The organism is Salmonirosea aquatica (genome assembly GCF_009296315.1).
Classification (GTDB): domain Bacteria; phylum Bacteroidota; class Bacteroidia; order Cytophagales; family Spirosomataceae; genus Salmonirosea; species Salmonirosea aquatica.
In genome coordinates this window covers 1988159-2004840 of sequence record NZ_WHLY01000002.1, presented here as the reverse complement: position 1 = coordinate 2004840, position 16682 = coordinate 1988159, and the positions used below count along the sequence as shown (strand labels likewise).

At 47.7% G+C, this 16682-nt stretch carries 15 protein-coding genes; 11 read left to right on the top strand and 4 right to left on the bottom strand.

Annotation, left to right across the window (positions count from 1 at the left end):
• The first annotated feature begins 119 nt into the window (after positions 1 to 119).
• The 6 genes from GBK04_RS09420 to GBK04_RS09395 all read left to right on the top strand — a co-directional run bounded on the left by GBK04_RS09420 (position 120) and on the right by GBK04_RS09395 (position 4341).
• Positions 120 to 644 (top strand): pyridoxamine 5'-phosphate oxidase family protein, encoded by a 525-nt coding sequence (locus GBK04_RS09420; RefSeq protein ID WP_152758943.1) that lies wholly within the window; start codon positions 120 to 122, stop codon positions 642 to 644.
• A gap of 186 nt (positions 645 to 830) precedes the next feature.
• A complete protein-coding gene (locus GBK04_RS09415; protein WP_152758941.1) occupies positions 831 to 1463 on the top strand; it encodes a hypothetical protein in 633 nt (210 codons plus the stop codon).
• A gap of 52 nt (positions 1464 to 1515) precedes the next feature.
• A complete protein-coding gene (locus GBK04_RS09410; RefSeq protein WP_152758939.1) occupies positions 1516 to 1830 on the top strand; it encodes a winged helix-turn-helix domain-containing protein in 315 nt (104 codons plus the stop codon).
• Between the two features lie 65 nt (positions 1831 to 1895).
• Positions 1896 to 3140: a DUF4153 domain-containing protein gene (locus GBK04_RS09405; protein WP_152758937.1), complete on the top strand. Its 1245-nt coding sequence runs from the start codon at positions 1896 to 1898 to the stop codon at positions 3138 to 3140.
• Positions 3141 to 3173: 33 nt separating this feature from the next.
• Positions 3174 to 3887, top strand: a complete 714-nt coding sequence (locus GBK04_RS09400; RefSeq protein ID WP_152758935.1) for a DoxX family protein — start codon at positions 3174 to 3176, stop codon at positions 3885 to 3887.
• Positions 3888 to 3912: 25 nt separating this feature from the next.
• A complete protein-coding gene (locus tag GBK04_RS09395; protein WP_152758933.1) occupies positions 3913 to 4341 on the top strand; it encodes a DUF1810 domain-containing protein in 429 nt (142 codons plus the stop codon).
• Between the two features lie 18 nt (positions 4342 to 4359).
• Here the strand turns inward: GBK04_RS09395 and GBK04_RS09390 are convergent, their stop codons facing one another.
• The 4 genes from GBK04_RS09390 to GBK04_RS09375 form a co-directional block, all read right to left on the bottom strand.
• Positions 4360 to 4866: a uracil-DNA glycosylase family protein gene (locus GBK04_RS09390; protein ID WP_152758931.1), complete on the bottom strand. Its 507-nt coding sequence runs from the start codon at positions 4864 to 4866 to the stop codon at positions 4360 to 4362.
• A 141-nt stretch (positions 4867 to 5007) separates the two neighbouring features.
• Positions 5008 to 6726 (bottom strand): hypothetical protein, encoded by a 1719-nt coding sequence (locus GBK04_RS09385; RefSeq protein ID WP_152758928.1) that lies wholly within the window; start codon positions 6724 to 6726, stop codon positions 5008 to 5010.
• 105 nt (positions 6727 to 6831) lie between these two features.
• The gene (locus GBK04_RS09380) at positions 6832 to 8964 is read right to left on the bottom strand and encodes an outer membrane protein assembly factor BamB family protein (RefSeq protein ID WP_152758926.1); all 2133 of its coding nucleotides are present in this window, start codon (positions 8962 to 8964) and stop codon (positions 6832 to 6834) included.
• Positions 8965 to 9031: 67 nt separating this feature from the next.
• The gene (locus GBK04_RS09375) at positions 9032 to 9451 is read right to left on the bottom strand and encodes a cytochrome B (RefSeq protein WP_152758924.1); all 420 of its coding nucleotides are present in this window, start codon (positions 9449 to 9451) and stop codon (positions 9032 to 9034) included.
• Positions 9452 to 9661: 210 nt separating this feature from the next.
• On the opposite strand from GBK04_RS09375, the gene GBK04_RS09370 reads away from it, so the two are divergent.
• From GBK04_RS09370 to ahcY, 5 genes are all read left to right on the top strand, one after another.
• A complete protein-coding gene (locus GBK04_RS09370) occupies positions 9662 to 9964 on the top strand; it encodes a DUF4286 family protein (protein ID WP_152758922.1) in 303 nt (100 codons plus the stop codon).
• Positions 9965 to 10188: 224 nt separating this feature from the next.
• Entirely contained in the window at positions 10189 to 10557 is a 369-nt protein-coding gene (locus GBK04_RS09365) for an HPF/RaiA family ribosome-associated protein (protein ID WP_152758920.1), read from the top strand.
• A 304-nt stretch (positions 10558 to 10861) separates the two neighbouring features.
• Positions 10862 to 11944 (top strand): efflux RND transporter periplasmic adaptor subunit, encoded by a 1083-nt coding sequence (locus GBK04_RS09360; protein WP_152758918.1) that lies wholly within the window; start codon positions 10862 to 10864, stop codon positions 11942 to 11944.
• Between the two features lie 77 nt (positions 11945 to 12021).
• Complete coding sequence (locus GBK04_RS09355; RefSeq protein WP_152758916.1) at positions 12022 to 15129, top strand: efflux RND transporter permease subunit; 3108 nt, start codon at positions 12022 to 12024, stop codon at positions 15127 to 15129.
• 214 nt (positions 15130 to 15343) lie between these two features.
• Positions 15344 to 16660 carry an adenosylhomocysteinase gene (gene ahcY, locus GBK04_RS09350; protein ID WP_152758914.1) on the top strand — a complete coding sequence of 439 codons (1317 nt, stop codon included), beginning with the start codon at positions 15344 to 15346 and terminating at the stop codon, positions 16658 to 16660.
• Positions 16661 to 16682: the final 22 nt, after the last annotated feature.

Here is a 16682-nt window from a genome sequence, read left to right as displayed (position 1 = left end):
TAAGCGTGAAATATATTTTATTTATAATATAAACATCATGCCAGCCTAGCGAAGTACTTCATGGGTTGGCACAGATTTTATTTCTATTCCACTTTTTTCACATTCTAAAAATCCTATTTATGCAAGATTCACGCCACGACGAAGACGACCACATTCAGAACCTTTCCGGTACCGAAGCCATCGAGAAACTACAAGACCTGGCCGAAGGTATTTGTATGTTCACCACTTTCACTGACTCCCGCCCGGCTCCCAGCCGTCCGATGGCCTTGCAGGGCGTGGAAGACGACGGAGCACTCTACTTTTTCAGCGCGGCTTCGTCCAGTAAAAACAAGGAACTGGCTGCCGACCCGGCAGTACAACTTTTTTTCTGCAAAGAGGGCTCGTCCGAGTACCTCAGCATTTACGGTAAGTGCATGGTTTCCCGCGACCGCGAGCGGATCGAGAAGTACTGGAATTCTTTTATCAAAGTCTGGTTTCAGGGCGGTAAAGAGGACCCTGATCTGACCGTGATCCGGGTAGAGCCAGAGGATATCAGGTACTGGGACACGAAAAATAACCGTATGGTTTCCTTCTTGAAAATGGCGGCCTCCTTGGCTACGGGCAAAACCATGGACGATGGCGTGGAGGGGGAGCTGAAGGTGTAGGGAACAGGAGCAGGATTACGCAGGAGGGCAAAAATTCTTTGCCCTCCTTTTTTTAATGGTTGTAATAAAAAAGAGGGATTCTGGTTTTGATCGCCCCCTATTTGTCCACCTCATTCAATTTTTTTTTTGCTTTATACATTTTCCTAGTGAAAAATGTATTTACTTTGAACTCCAAAGTACTTTGTTATGATACAGCCCGAAGAACAACTTCAAACCCTCCATGAAATCCGGAACATCATGGATCGTTCCACCCGTTTCCACTCACTTAGTGGACTATCGGGAATTTTTGTGGGTCTCATCGCCCTGACTGGCGTTGGGGCGGTACAATGGTACCTGACTATCCATGGCCAGCGTTATGCAGAACTGTACAGTAGCGACGTATCATCTGGTACCTATCGGTTTATTGCTCTGGCAGCCGTAGCAGTATTTGGACTAGCGGCTGGATCGGTGCTGTATTTTACCAGACTCAAAGCCAGTAAGGCCCATCAGCCCGTCTGGACCAGCCAGGCCAGGCGGCTACTGGTGAATTTCTGCCTGCCCCTGGCGGTGGGTGGGGCGTTTTGTGGAATTTTGCTTTATCATAACATCGGGTACCTTGTGGCGTCCTCCATGCTAATTTTCTATGGTTTGGCGCTAGTCAATGCCAGCCGGTATACCTTTGCCGACCTTCGCTCGCTGGGACTGTGTGAGTTGGCGCTGGGACTGGCAAGTGGTTTTATGGTTGGGTACGGGCTGCTGGCGTGGGCATTGGGGTTTGGCGTATTGCATGTACTTTACGGGAGTATGCTGTACTATAAATACGAAAAAAAGCATGACTAAACCTTCTATATTTTATTAAAACCAGCCGACTAAATAAAGATTTCCGCCTGGAATGGAACACGTAAAGGACTACCTGAAAGATATAAATAAAGATTTTGAGAGCCGTGCCCGGCTCGGGATCATGTCGGTGCTTATGGTGGAAGATGGTGTGGACTTTACTTTTCTTAAAGAAACCCTGCAACTGACTGACGGCAACCTGGCGAGCCACTTGCGGGCACTCGAAGGCGCAGACTACCTACGGGTCGAAAAGCAGTTTGTGGGTCGTAAGCCCAATACCCGCTACATAGCTACCCCTGAGGGGAGGGATGCCTTCCAGAGTCATCTGGCTGCTTTGGAAAGACTAATTCTGGGCAATAAACCTGACTGAATTTTTTTTGACTTTAAACTTTGAAATACAAAGTACTTTGTAAAACTTCAAATATATCAATTATCATGAAAACTGAAATCCTTTCCAATCTGGACAACCCCCAACAGCTTGAAAAACTGTACCGTGACAACAAGTCGGCTTTCCGGCAGGCATTCAATGCCCTGTACCCTCAACTTAACGATACCCGCCTGGCCGAATTCTGGCACCAGCGCCTGAATTTTGATCGCGACGAAGTGTTTTCGATCAACCGGTCCGAACTGATATTTGTCCTGGTAGCGGCCCTGATTGCGGGTACCTGCGCCAAACTACCCCAGATTCTGTCCATCGACGAAGAGTTTTTTTACACCAGAAACCTGGGCTTTCTGGTTTTTCCCTTCCTGTCCGCTTACTTTATCCGGAAGAACAACCTGACCGCAAAAACTATCGCGATTATTGCCGGACTTATGGGAATGGGGCTAGTCTATATCAACCTATTACCCGACAATCCCAAGAGCGATACGCTGGTGCTGTCCTGCATTCACCTGGGGGTGTTTCTGTGGGCGACGACGGGCTTTGCTTTCACGGGTGGAAATGCCAGGGATCTCAAGCAAAGGCTGGGGTACCTGCGCTACAATGGCGACCTGGTGGTAATGAGTACCCTACTACTGATTTCGGGGGGGATTCTGACGGCGATCACTATTGGACTTTTTAACCTGATCGGCTATGATATAAGAGAGTACTATTTTCAGTACATCGTTATTTTTGGCCTGCCCGCCGTACCCCTTGTAGGTACCGTCCTCACGCAGAATATTCCCGAGCTGGTTCAGAAAGTATCGCCCATCATCGCCCGGATATTCAGCCCGCTGGTACTTATTATGTTGCTGGCTTACCTGGGCGCTATCGTTTTTTCGGGCAAAGACCCTTACAACGACCGGGAGTTCCTGATCATCTTCAATGCTTTGTTGGTGGGTGTGATGGCGCTTATTTTCTTTTCGGTGGCCGAGCGGGCCAAAGCTACCTCCAATCGTTTCGAGATCATGGTGTTGTTCTTGCTGTCGGTGGTGACGATTCTGGTCAACGGCATCGCCCTGTCGGCCATTGTGTTCCGAATCTCGGAATGGGGCATCACCCCCAACCGCATGGCCGTGCTGGGTGCCAACGTCCTGATGCTGATCCACCTGATGTTCATTGCCAGTAAACTGGTGAAGGTACTCACCCGCGACGCCAGCCTGACCCAAGTCGGGAAGTCCATTTCGGCCTACCTACCCATCTATTGGGGCTGGACGGCGGTGGTCACATTCCTGTTTCCGCTCCTATTTGGGTTTGAATAAGAGTAAATTCCTTGGCTGTACCTTCGACTAGCAATGAGCATTTCCTCTAAACTCGACCAATTCCACGCCCAGGTAAAACATAACCGATCGCTTTGGTATTTCTCTATTTTCAATCGTATTGCTTTGGCCGCCGGATTTTTGCCTTCGGGCTTCGTGAAGATTAACGGCGAGCGATTTACTGCTTTGTCCAATAATCACCCGATGGGTCATTATCTGGAGGCGTTGTTTCATACGGGTTATTATTATCCCTTCATTGGGGTAATGCAAATGTTGGCAGCCATCCTGATACTTATTCCGCGCACGGTGACGCTCGGAGCACTTATTTACTTTCCCATCATACTCAATATCTGCATTCTTTCACTGGCTGTGCGCTTCGAAGGGTCGCATATTACGGCCCCTTTGATGGTACTGGCCAATCTGTACCTGCTCTGCTGGAATTACGATAAGATAAAGTACATTTTCCCGTTTAACACAACTTCCCTGGATGCTACTCAGAAGCAGAAAAAACTCAGTAAAAAATTCCCGACTGTTTTTTTCGCGGGTGTGGTGGCTACGGTTGTCCTTGCGGTACTGATTTTTCTTAAAGTCTACGACGTAATGCCTCGCAACACGATAGCAGAGTGTAAGCAACAGTTTGAAGGGAGTAACAGAACCAGAGCAGGGAATGATTTTTGTGAATGTATTCATACCCACGGGCAACCGCTCGACCAATGTCTGGCGACTTATGAAAAAGCCCCGGATGATTAACCCAAATCCCTTAACTACCTTCATCATGAACGATCCCCATGACTTGAACCGCTTTGTAGCTGCCCAGGAAAACGTGTACGAAACCGCCCTGAAGGAAATTCGCAACGGCCGGAAGCAAACCCACTGGATGTGGTTTATTTTCCCTCAAATTGTCGGCCTGGGCCAAACCGAAATCTCGAAAACGTACGCCATCAAAAGTCGGGAAGAGGCGTTAGCATATCTGAACCATCCTACGCTCGGTGAGCGGCTACGGGAGGCTTCGCAGGCATTACTTTCGGTGGAGGACAAGTCGGCCACTGATATTTTTGGCACACCGGACGATCTGAAATTGAGATCCAGCATGACCTTGTTCAAATCGGTGAGCACCGACAACGACGTATTTTTACAAGTTTTGGATAACTACTACGGTGGTGAGGAAGATCCGCAAACTGTTCGGATTTTAAGTAAGATGTAGGCAATACTAAGCCAAGGCTTAATTGATTTCAATATCTCGCAACAGACTGGCGATTTCGGCAATGTAATTTTTCCGGTTGGTATCGCTTCCGGCGGGGTAAGGAACCGCTTCGAGCAGACGAACGGTATCGATCCCTGAAATTTCCAATGTCTCCACCACTTGCTTTTGAATGTCTTTCATCAGAACAATTATAATTTCAGGTTTGTAGGATTTCAGGCGCGCAGCCAAAGACGGAACCGCCTTCTGTCGCCCAGCCTTCCTTTCTTCTTTGTCACTTCTGTTGATAGCGACAAGGCTCAAATGGTCGAGGTAGCATCCTAAGGATTTGAAGAAGAATAAAAAGGCCTGAGCAGAATCAAAACTGCCATACACTAGTTCAAATGCCGTAAAAATGGTCCGAAAGAGGTTATTGTTGGCAAAATAAAAATGTTGAATCAAATCCCCTGAACTATTGAATCCCGGTGCTTCGGCGATGAAAAGCATTCTTACATTTTTCGGTTTGTAGGATTCAAGGATGGCGTTCATGTGGTAACCTTGATTTTGCTTTCACCTGAGTAGTGGTTCTCTATATGTTGTTATCCCCGCGCGCCCTACTCATCGCAGAAGCTACAAATGACACACAAAAGTAGATAGTTTTTTAAGTTGTGATGGAGTATAAAATATTTACTATTTTATACCATGTCGTCTAAAAGCAGCAATGAATTGATAGATACAGTACGGAAGAAGAAGAATGTCGTTTTCAAAAACAATCAATTTACTGTATAAAGGTAAGGAAGTGAAATCAGGGTAATTAAACGTTTCTAATATTAACGCAATCTTATTACGAGTTGGGTATAGGTATCCAGGTATGAACCAATCAAAAAGATAACTGTAAAGTTTCGTATCTATTATATATATATATGGAAGGTCAATACTGAATGCTCCCAGTGAATACAAAAACATTATAAAGTTTATAGTCCCTAAAAATATTAACCAGAATAAGGGATAGCCCCAATTAAGTGTATGTCTGTTTGAAATTCTATTTAAGCCAATAGTAATTTTTTCTAAGATTTGTTGCTTATTGAGAAAACTTAAACTTTCGTAATATGTGTCTAGTTCCTTAGATCTATAAAATATAACTTTTTCCTTATTTGAACTTTTCTCTGAAATTACCTTCAATTGCCTATAGGCATCCTGTATATTTTTTAATTCAGTGACTGTGTGATTCGTTACATGAATGGTTGATGGCAATTCAGTAGTAAATAACTTTACATCTTCAATATTTGAATTTTTCATTCTAAGTTCACTTCCAATATTTGAATTAATAAAGAGCATTTTTCCCATAACAGAATTTATTATCTGTAAATATAAATTAACATTCATATTTTCGAAATTTAATTCTCCCCTGTTTATACAATTTTCAAACACGATTTTGTTTGAAATGAAATAAGAAAAGAAGCCAATAAATTCTTTTGAGAAGGATGTTTTAGATACCATAAGGTTATTGACTGTCACTGACTCTTCAATTATTTCAAATGATTTAGAAATAAGTATATTATTTAAGTTTGAACACTTTATGAAGTTTATCTGCTCTATACCAAAAATTGGAATAAATATGTTAACTTCCTTCAAATCAGTATTTAATATATCTATATCATTTGCTTTAATCTGAGGATTTAAATATAAATTTTGAATTTTATTGTTCGTTGAATTGAATGATATGATTCTTTGAGATTTTATTTTTGCTGATATAAAATTAGAATTTGAAATTTTTATAATAACTTGCTCTGTTTCAAAGCCATCAGGTTTATTGTCTTCTATGTCCAGAGATAAATCATCTGATGTTACATTCGATACTGTAATTTCTTTAATTTGACCTTTAATTGAAAAATTGTTCATTTTTACTTTTGCTATTGATTTGAATTCAATTACAAAAGAGTTGCAAGATTTTAAATTTTCAATAATTAACGATGATATATTTGAATAGATTTCTAAATTTTTTATTTCGCAATTAAAAATAGTAAGATTTGTTAGTTTAGAAAAATCATTTATTACATTGTTGCTTTCTTTAATAATCACTTTGTTTCCAATGCAATTATTGAATCCTATGTATTGTGGAAATTCGCTTTCAATATTTATTTTTTCAAAATCACAATATATTTGAACCCTTATTTCGATTGCATAATTATCAACACTGGGGAAATGTCCTTTTATTTTACCATAAGATTCTTTTATAGCCCGTGAAAGGTCATATTCTTCATTGATTTTCTTATTTATATTTAATAAGATTTGCGGCGAGTAATGATCCAGAGTATCGAATCCTTTTTTCATCTGGGAATGTATCTGTCTGGTAACGTTAAAGTTGCCTAAAGGTTTTTTTCTAATTGTTATCGGGATATTTATCATAGCGTATCTATATGTGATTTTGAAATACCTGCTAGTTCTCTCTAGCTGTTGCCGATTTAAAACTGGAGACAAATATCGAACTAGTCTACAACTGGTAATGACAACTCACGGCAGTGCAAACGCCACATAACTATCTCCCTTCTTGGTACCCAGCTTGGTACCCCCGCAGGCGATGACTACGTACTGTTTCCCACCTGCTTCGTATACCGAGGGCGTAGCGAAGCCTCCGGCGGGTAGCTCGGTTTGGTACAGCAGCTTGCCCGTGCGCTTGTCGAAGGCGCGGAACATGCCGTCCTTGGTGGCAGCGATGAAAAGTACCCCCCCGGCTGTTACGACTGGGCCGCCATAGTTTTCGCACCCGGTGGGCGGGATACCCTTCGCAATCAGTTCCTTGAACTCACCCAGCGGAATTTTCCATTCATATTCGCCCGTATTGAGGTTCAGGGCGCTCAGTTGACCCCAAGGCGGACTGATGGCTGGGTAGCCGTTTTGATCCAGAAATTTGTTATAGCCATCCATCTTGAAGGGTAGGGGAAAGGTAGTGGCAGCTATTTTGCCACCGGCTTCTACCTTTTCTTCGTTAAACAAAAAGGCTAGTAGTGCCTCGTGTTCGCCGTCCTTGAGGTACGAGAAACCCGGCATCATTCCCTTCCCGTTTTTTACCAAAGTATGTACGTAGGCGCGGTCGCGACGGGTACCGATGTCTACCAGCGAGGGGTAGCCACTTTTGGGATTTCCTTTGCGCCCGGCTCCGTGGCAGGTGGCGCAGTTGATTTGGTACACCTTCTGGCCGGGCGTCAAACCCGCCAGTTCATCTTTTTTTGGGGTAGGTTCCATGCGCATCACCCAGGCCATTTCATTGGAATTGATGTAGAGCAGGCCCGTTTCGGCGTCGTAGGCGGGGCCGCCCCACTCGCCACCGCCATCGAAGCCGGGGAAGATGAGGGTACCTTCCTGACTGGGTAGCTCAAACTGATCTTTGTGACGAATACTTTTGAGTCTGGCCTGCAGTTCTTCCTTGTTCTCGGCGTAGGGATTCACGTCGTTGTCGCCAATGTTTTGCCGGGAAAAGGGAGCGGGCCGCAGGGGTACGGGTTGCGTGGCCGAAGGTACCTCGCCGGGTAGGCCGTTGGTAGGTACCTTTATTTCCTTGATCGGAAACAACGATTTACCCGTCACGCGGTCGAATACAAACACAAAGCCCGACTTGGTGATCTGGGCCACGGCGTCGATGAGTCGGGGCCGACCGTCGGGGCCGTCCCGCTTGACCTGCACGAGGGTAGGGGGCGAGGGTAGATCGCGGTCCCACACATCGTGGTGGACAAACTGAAAATGCCACTTCCGCTTACCCGTAGCCGCATCCAACGCCAGCAGGCAGTTGGCGTAGAGGTTGTTGCCAGGTCGGTTGCCGCCGTAGAAATCATAACCCGCTGAGCCGGTAGGTACATAGATAATACCACGCTCCCGGTCGATAGCCATGCCGGCCCAGTTGTTGGCGGCCCCCACGTCGGTGTTTTTCCAGTTCTCCTTACCCCAAGTTTCGTAGCCCGCTTCGCCGGGATGCGGAATCGTGCGGAACGTCCAGGCCAGCGACCCGGTACGGACATTGAACGCCCGCACGTGGCCGGGCGCGGCATCGGGCCCTTCGGACAGCCGCACGGGCATCACAATCAGATCCTTGTAGATGGTACCCGGCGTGTTGGAGCAGATAAACTTATTTTGCGCATTTTCGGGCAGACCCAGCCGCAGGCTTACCCTACCTTTGTCGCCAAACGATTCGACCAATTGGCCTGTGCGGGCATTCAGCGCGTAGAGCCAGGTACCGGCCGAGAACAGGATACGCCTGTCGTCGCCATCGGCCCAGTAAGTAACCCCCCGGCTGGTGTTGGAGGCCTGCGGATCGCGGGAGTCGGTGTAGCGCCAGAGCTCCTTTCCACTGGCGGCATCGAGGGCGAAAATCTGTCCGGAGGCAGTAGGGGCGTACAGTACCCCGTCCACGATGATGGGATTGCACTGCATCTGCCCGGTGGTGTCCCGGGTATGGTACTCCCAGGCAACCTGTAGGTTTTTTACATTTTCGGGGGTTATTTCTGTGAGAGGCGAGTAATGGGCCCGGTCGGGGCCACCGAGGTACTCGCGCCACTCAGAGGATGCAAGGGGAGGGCTCTGGATGAAGTTGAAGAGTAGTATTCCGCCCAGAATAACCGCTGCGGGAATAACAATGAATTTGGCTTTCATAAAAAACGGAGATTTTCCTTTTCAGTGAAAAGGAAAATCTCCGTGGGAAATACTGACAGAAGGTACCTCAGAACCAGCCCGCTCCCAAATTCCGGAACGGCCAGGGAATCGAAACCAGAATCAGAATCAGGCCCATGGCATAAAAGAAAAGAATGGTGCGGTGCCGGCTGTCTACGGGTACCTTGCGCGAGCGCACCCGGCCCACAGTGATGAGAACAATGGCGGCCAGCATCATGAGGCTGTGCTCGATGGTAAAGAAACGATAGAATTTATCTCCCAGCAGGCTGAACTCTACCTTGGGGCTCATTACGTATAGGACGATCCCGAGCAATAACTGAATATGGCACGAAATGAGCGCATAGGTGTATATTTTACTATCGTTCGGGTCGTTTTGCTGCCACTTCGAGTAAGCAGTCCCGACGGCCGCGATCAAGAGGGCCAGCACTACATAGCGCAGCCCCGAATGTGCATGGACAAGAGCGTTCATAGTTTGAAGGTTTGGTGGTGAAGGGGCAAAGGTACGAAGGGGTTGGCGGCTGTCAGCTATTGGCAATTGGCTTTTTTTGGCAGTTGTGGACAAGGTACCCCCGGCTAAATTTTCAGTTTTTGGGTACCTTACTCAGTAATCTTACCATCTTTACCTATATTGATTGCTGTTTAACTACCCTAAAAAGGCCGATGGCCAATAGTCCAAAACATGATCCTCTACAACATTACCGTCAACATTAGCCGGATGGCTGAGAAAGAATGGTTCGACTGGATGAAAACCGTACACATCCCCGATATTATGGCTACCGGCCTGCCGGTGGCCCACAAAATGATGCGGTTGCTCACCGAAGTTGAGAACGAAGGCACCACCTATTCGATTCAGTTTTCCTTTCGGGAAATGGATGATTACCTGACCTACCAGAATGAGCATCAGGCGCGATTGCAGCAGGATCACCACGGACGCTACAAAGATCGGTATGTGGCGTTCCGTACGCTGCTGGAAGAAGTGTAACCCGATTACCGGGTAAGCGCTGGTTTGAAAATAAACCCGGATTCGTCCTTGACATTCTGTTGAAAATTCACTTCATTTAGTCTACCGATTCGTCATCCGGCAAAAACCGGGACGATTAGCGGTTCGGGACGTTGCCACGCGATACCCCGAACCGCTATTTTATCCCCTGTCTTTCCTGGATGAAGAACGGCAGGATGTATGTTTTACCTTAAACAAAAGTGCTTATGAGACTGCAGATGCAAGCCATCCACTTCGACGCCGACGCTAGTTTGTTGGCTTTTATCCAACAGAAAATGGATAAACTGGATACGTTTTACGACCGTATTACAAGTGGAGAAGTTTTTTTGAAGTTGGACGGAAACGAAACCAATAAAGTACACACCAAACTCCTGGAAGTGAAACTGTACGTGCCGGGCGGGACCATGTTTGTGAAAGAACAGGGTACCACGTTCGAGGAGGCCACCGATCTGGCGGTTGAGACGTTAAAGACCCAGGTGAAGAGGTTTAAAAATAAACGCCGTGAGCCTCGCTCTCCCCGTATGGCGGAAATGGCGATGCTGGTAGAAACCGAAGAAACCGAAATAGAAGAATAGATCATTTTTAAAATACAAAACTGGCGGAACGGCGAAACGTGGTTCCGCCAGTTTTTTTATGTGCTGCCGAATAAATGTAGAGGGCAGTTTGTACTATAGAAAGTTTTTGGGGGTAATGACCGGGGTAGCTCGTCAGAACAAATAAGAGGTAAGCATTTGAGTAGAATGGCGAATGCTGCTGTTTTTTATAGTTTTATAAGGAATTACTAGATAAATATTTTTCTTTTGACCAACTATTTTAAAATATAATGCCGTTTTGTATTATATAAAGGTTTAGTAGTTCTTAATTTATTTAAAACAGTTCATGCGACCTATTCTAATTTTAGGGGGAATTATCCTCGCGCTGGTGATCGGAAAGTTGTTCATATTTTCGGGCTCCGGCGGCGGAAAAGATGCAAAAGAAGAAAACAAGACGAAAGGTAGCAGTACTGCGAAGGGTGCCAAAACGGGTGGCGGAGCCATTCCGGTGGATGTGTATCTGACCAAGTCTGAAAAAGTGGATAACTTACTATATGCGTCCGGAACGGTGGTACCTAATGAAGAGGTAGAGCTGAAAGCCGAAATCGCCGGTCGACTCATCAAACTCAATCTACGGGAGGGGGCTTCGGTAGCCAAAGGTCAACTGATCGCCAAAATCAACGACAAAGAATTGCAGGCCCAATTGGCCAAGCTGGAATACAATGCCGCCTTGACCCGCAACATTGAGGAGCGGCAGCAGAAACTGCTGAAAATTGAAGCCATCAGTAAGGAAGAATACGAAATCGCAATGAACAATGTGCGTACGTCCGAGGCCGACAAGGAACTGATTTTGGCGCAGTTGGAAAAGACCGAGATTCGGGCTCCGTTTAGTGGTACCATCGGGCTGAAAAATATCAGCGAAGGAGCGTACCTTTCGCCCGGCACGTCGGTGGTGACGCTAGTACAGACCAATCCGGTAAAAATAGATTTTACAATTCCTGAAAAATATTCCCGCGACATTCGTTTAGGTAGTATGGTTCAACTCGGACTTGACGCCGACGCTACCCGGTATTCGGCGCGGGTGGTGGCGTTGGACCCCAAAGTGGATGAAAACCTGCGCACCCAGCGGGTGCGGGCCATCATGCAGAATCCGGGAAGGCTTTTTGTGCCGGGCATGTTCGTGAAAGTGCAGGTAGATCTCAGCGGAAACAACACCGCGATTATGATTCCGACTGACGCCATTGTCCCCGTTCTGAAAGGTAAAAAAGTATATGTCGTCAAGAACGGCAAAGCGCAGGAGGTGATGGTCACGACCGGCCTCCGCAACGACCAAAAGGTACAAATCACCGAAGGCCTGCAACCCGGCGACTCACTGATTGTTACGGGCATTATGGCTTTGAAGCCGGACGTGGCTGTAAGAGTTAAATAAGATCGTAGATATGAATTATGAGATAATAATTCATGCAAGTCTCGGGCCTATATAAAATCTCATAATTCATACCTAAAATGAGTATTTCGACCCTTTCGATCAAACGCCCCGTGCTGGCCATCGTGATGAATCTGCTCATCATTCTGTTCGGCTTTTTGGGTTTCAAGTACCTAGGCATGCGGGAGTTCCCGTCCATCGATCCGCCCGTGGTGTCGATCCGCACCAATTATACGGGTGCCAATGCCGACATCATCGAGTCTCAGATTACCGAGCCGCTCGAAAAGCAGATCAACAGCATCGAAGGTATCAAGTCCATTAGTTCTACCAGTGCTCAGGGCGTGAGCCAGATCACCGTGGAGTTCGACATTGCGGCCAATATGGAACGTGCCGCTAACGACGTGCGCGACAAGGTAAGCTCGGCCGTCAGGACACTACCGCTCGACATCGATGGCCCGCCTACCGTCAGTAAGGCCGATGCCAATTCGGAACCCATTGTGGTGCTGACCTTCCAGAGCGCAACACGCTCGCACCTGGAAGTGAGCGACTACGCTGAGAATGTGATTGCCCAACGCTTGCAGACGATCGATGGTGTAAGCGATATTCGAATCTTCGGTCAGAAGCGCTACGCCATGCGAATTTGGATGGATCCCGCCAAAATGGCTTCCCAGGGCGTGACGACCCAGGACGTAAAGCGGGCGTTGGATCGTGAAAATGTGGAATTGCCCAGTGGCAAAATAGCCGGGAACGCCACCGAACTCACCGTTAAGACCATTGGCCGCTTCAAGACCGAGGATGATTTCAACGATATGATTGTGGCCAACACGGCCACGCAGACGGTACATTTGAAGGACATCGGCTACGCTACCCTCGGGCCCGAAAACGAAGAAACGATCCTGCGGCTCGACAATGTACCGATGATTGGCCTGGCCATCACTCCCATGCCGGGCTCAAACTACATCGAAATTGCCGATGAAGTGAACCGTCGCATGAACGATATTAAGAAGGAACTCCCGAAGGACTTTACGCTGGACACCCTGATCGACAATACTATTTTTGTCAAGCGTTCCATCGAGGAAGTAGCCGAAACCCTGATGATCGCCATTGGGCTGGTGATCATCATCATCTTCCTGTTCTTCCGTGACTGGGTCGTGGCGGTTCGCCCCTTGATTGACATTCCGGTGTCACTGATCGGGACTTTTTTCATCATGTACCTCATGGGCTTTTCGGTCAACGTGCTTACCCTTCTGGCGATTGTATTGGCCACGGGTCTGGTGGTGGATGACGGTATCGTAGTAACGGAGAATATCTTCAAGAAGATTGAGGAAGGCATGAGTCCTATCGAGGCGGCCATCAAGGGATCTAATGAGATTATCTTCGCCGTCTTGTCTACCTCCATCACACTGGCGTCGGTGTTTCTGCCCGTGATTTTCATGCAGGGTTTTGTGGGTAAGTTATTCCGGGAATTCGGCATCGTTATATCAGCAGCGGTACTCATTTCGGCTTTTGTTTCTCTTACATTGACCCCGATGCTGAATGCCTACCTGGCGCGGAAAGATCAAAAACGGGGCTGGTTTTACAACAAAACAGAGCCTTTCTACGAAAACCTGACCAATGGCTACGGGCGGGCGTTGGGCAATTTTATGAAAGTCCGTTGGGTGGCATTTCCGCTTATTCTGCTTACGCTGGGAATGGTGTGGTTTTTCGGTAAAAGCCTGCAATCGGAGCTTGCCCCACTTGATGACCGGAACTGGTTCCGGCTCTCGATGACTACCCCTGAGGGTTCGTCCTACGAGTTTACGGATCGCTACATTCAGTCGGTCAGTCAATTACTGACCGACTCTATGCCTGGCAAAAAGGGAATCATGCTGGTGACTTCACCGGGTAATTCGGGCCTGGGGGCTACTAACAACGGCAATGGGCGCATCGCGCTGGTGGACCGTAAGGAACGTGATATGAGCCAACAGGAGATCGTCGACTGGATTACTAAGCGACTCAAAAACTACCCTGATGCCAAGTCGTTTGTAGTGCAGCAGCAGACGATCGCCGTCGATTCGCGGGGCGGATTACCCGTGCAGTACGTGATTCAAGCACCGGATTTCGAGAAACTCCGTGAGTACCTACCTAAATTTATGGCCGAAATTTCCGACGATCCTACCTTTTCGGTTACGGACGTAAACCTGAAATTCAGTAAGCCCGAATTGCAGATCAGCATCGACCGCGAAAAAGCGAAGGCAGTAGGTGTATCGGTGGCCGATGTCGCCCAAACCATGCAATTGGCCTTTGCCGGGCAACGTTTCGGGTACTTTACGATGAACGGTCGGCAGTACCAGGTCATTGGGCAGTACGATCGCGCCAACCGCGACGAGCCGCTGGACTTGAAAAGCATGTTCGTTAAAAATGCGCAGGGGCAACAGGTACAGCTTGATAATATCGTAAAAGCCGAGGAGGAAAGTAGTCCGCCGCAGTTGTTCCACTTCAACCGCTACATGAGTGCTACGGTACAGGCTGCTTTGGCTCCCGGTAAAACTATTGGCGATGGAATCGCGGTCATGGATGCCGCCCGCGACAAACTCAACGACGAGGCCATCCACACGCAGCTGAGCGGCGCTTCGCGCGATTTTGCTGAGAGTTCGTCTAACACGATGTTCTCGTTTTTCCTGGCGCTTATCCTGATTTACTTCATTCTGGCGGCCCAGTTCGAAAGTTTCGTCGACCCTTTCATCATCATGCTTACGGTACCTCTGGCCATTGGGGGAGCGGTGTTTTCGCTGTGGTTTTTTGACCAAACCCTCAATATTTTCAGTCAGATCGGTATGATCATGCTCATTGGGTTGGTGACCAAAAACGGGATTCTTATCGTAGAATTCGCTAATCAGCTGCGGGAGAAAGGGATGAGCAAAATGGAAGCAGCTCATGAAGCCGCCGTACTACGTTTCCGGCCCATTCTGATGACGAGCCTGGCTACGGTACTGGGTGCGATGCCTATTGCCCTGGCGCTGGGTTCGGCGGGTCGCAGTCGGATGTCGATGGGAATCGTCATTATGGGCGGGCTGCTGTTTTCGCTTATTCTGACGCTCTACGTCATTCCGGCCATGTACACGTTCCTGTCGCGACCCAAAAACTTTGAACGGATGCGGAATATCGAGCGTATTGCGCACGAAGCCGAAGCACCCGAATTAGCCTAAAAAATGCTCTCAAAATCGGGATAGACAAATTATCTCCCTTAACTAGCCCTATCACCCAATATTTCTTCAACTTTGGAGAAATACTTAAATGTTTAGATAAAAAATCTAAATATTTGAACACACGGACAATTTCAATCTACAATTCTTCTAAAATAGAGTTTCAACTTGTAATTTTGTATGTATCAAGTAAATACAAAAACCAAATAGAAACACTATGTCATCGACGACCCAAACGTACGTACCGTACAAAGTAAAGGACATCAACCTGGCCGATTGGGGCCGGAAGGAAATTACGCTGGCCGAGGCCGAAATGCCCGGACTGATGAAAATCCGGGAAGAGTATGGCCCCGCGCAGCCGCTGAAAGGTGCGCGCATTGCGGGCTGCCTGCACATGACCATCCAGACCGCCGTATTGATCGAAACGCTGACTGCCCTGGGTGCTGACGTGACCTGGTCGTCGTGCAATATTTTCTCTACACAGGACCACGCCGCGGCGGCTATTGCAGCTACGGGCATTCCCGTGTATGCCTGGAAAGGTATGAACGAAGAAGAATTCAACTGGTGCATCGAGCAGACGTTGTTTTTCGGTGAAGAGCAGGCGCCTTTGAATATGATCCTGGACGATGGTGGCGACCTGACCAACATGGTATTCGATGAGTATCCCGAATTACTTCCCGGCATCAAAGGTCTTTCGGAAGAAACCACAACCGGTGTTCACCGCTTGTACGAACGCATGAAGAAAGGTACCCTGCATCTGCCTGCCATCAATGTCAACGATTCTGTAACGAAGTCTAAGTTTGACAATAAGTATGGTTGCCGGGAGTCTCTGGTAGACGCTATCCGTCGCGCTACCGACCTCATGCTGGCTGGCAAAGTAGCTGTCGTTGCCGGATACGGTGATGTAGGAAAAGGCTCTGCCGAGTCACTACGTGGCGCGGGCTGCCGGGTAATGGTGACCGAGATCGATCCTATTTGTGCCTTGCAAGCCGCAATGGATGGCTTTGAAGTGGTGACTATGGATGAGGCCGCCGAGCGTGCCAATATCTTTGTGACGGCCACCGGTAACCTGCGTATTATTACGGAACGTCACTTTAAGAAAATGCGCGACAAGGCGATTGTGTGTAATATTGGCCACTTCGACAACGAAATCGATATGGCGTGGCTGAACAAGAATTATGGTAGCACCAAGTCGCAGATCAAGCCGCAGGTGGATATGTATACCGTCGACGGCAAGGATATCATCGTGCTGGCCGAAGGCCGTCTGGTGAATCTGGGCTGCGCGATGGGCCACCCTTCATTTGTAATGTCCTGCTCGTTCTCGAACCAGACACTGGCGCAGATCGAATTGTGGAACAATTCCGAAAACTACGAGAAGAAAGTGTACGTGCTGCCTAAGGTACTCGACGAGAAAGTAGCCAAGCTGCACCTCGAGCACGTAGGTGCTAAACTTGATCGCCTGGATCCCGATCAGGCTGAGTATATCGGCGTAACCTACGAAGGGCCGTTCAAGCCGGAAACGTATCGCTATTGATACGTTTAATGTTGGAGGATTA

Coding starts and splice junctions, on each gene's coding strand:
- GBK04_RS09420 (WP_152758943.1), top strand. CDS start 120: ATGCAAGATTCACGCCACGACGAAGACGACCACATTCAGAACCTTTCC.
- GBK04_RS09415 (WP_152758941.1), top strand. CDS start 831: ATGATACAGCCCGAAGAACAACTTCAAACCCTCCATGAAATCCGGAAC.
- GBK04_RS09410 (WP_152758939.1), top strand. CDS start 1,516: ATGGAACACGTAAAGGACTACCTGAAAGATATAAATAAAGATTTTGAG.
- GBK04_RS09405 (WP_152758937.1), top strand. CDS start 1,896: ATGAAAACTGAAATCCTTTCCAATCTGGACAACCCCCAACAGCTTGAA.
- GBK04_RS09400 (WP_152758935.1), top strand. CDS start 3,174: ATGAGCATTTCCTCTAAACTCGACCAATTCCACGCCCAGGTAAAACAT.
- GBK04_RS09395 (WP_152758933.1), top strand. CDS start 3,913: ATGAACGATCCCCATGACTTGAACCGCTTTGTAGCTGCCCAGGAAAAC.
- GBK04_RS09390 (WP_152758931.1), bottom strand. CDS start 4,866: ATGAACGCCATCCTTGAATCCTACAAACCGAAAAATGTAAGAATGCTT.
- GBK04_RS09385 (WP_152758928.1), bottom strand. CDS start 6,726: ATGATAAATATCCCGATAACAATTAGAAAAAAACCTTTAGGCAACTTT.
- GBK04_RS09380 (WP_152758926.1), bottom strand. CDS start 8,964: ATGAAAGCCAAATTCATTGTTATTCCCGCAGCGGTTATTCTGGGCGGA.
- GBK04_RS09375 (WP_152758924.1), bottom strand. CDS start 9,451: ATGAACGCTCTTGTCCATGCACATTCGGGGCTGCGCTATGTAGTGCTG.
- GBK04_RS09370 (WP_152758922.1), top strand. CDS start 9,662: ATGATCCTCTACAACATTACCGTCAACATTAGCCGGATGGCTGAGAAA.
- GBK04_RS09365 (WP_152758920.1), top strand. CDS start 10,189: ATGAGACTGCAGATGCAAGCCATCCACTTCGACGCCGACGCTAGTTTG.
- GBK04_RS09360 (WP_152758918.1), top strand. CDS start 10,862: ATGCGACCTATTCTAATTTTAGGGGGAATTATCCTCGCGCTGGTGATC.
- GBK04_RS09355 (WP_152758916.1), top strand. CDS start 12,022: ATGAGTATTTCGACCCTTTCGATCAAACGCCCCGTGCTGGCCATCGTG.
- ahcY (WP_152758914.1), top strand. CDS start 15,344: ATGTCATCGACGACCCAAACGTACGTACCGTACAAAGTAAAGGACATC.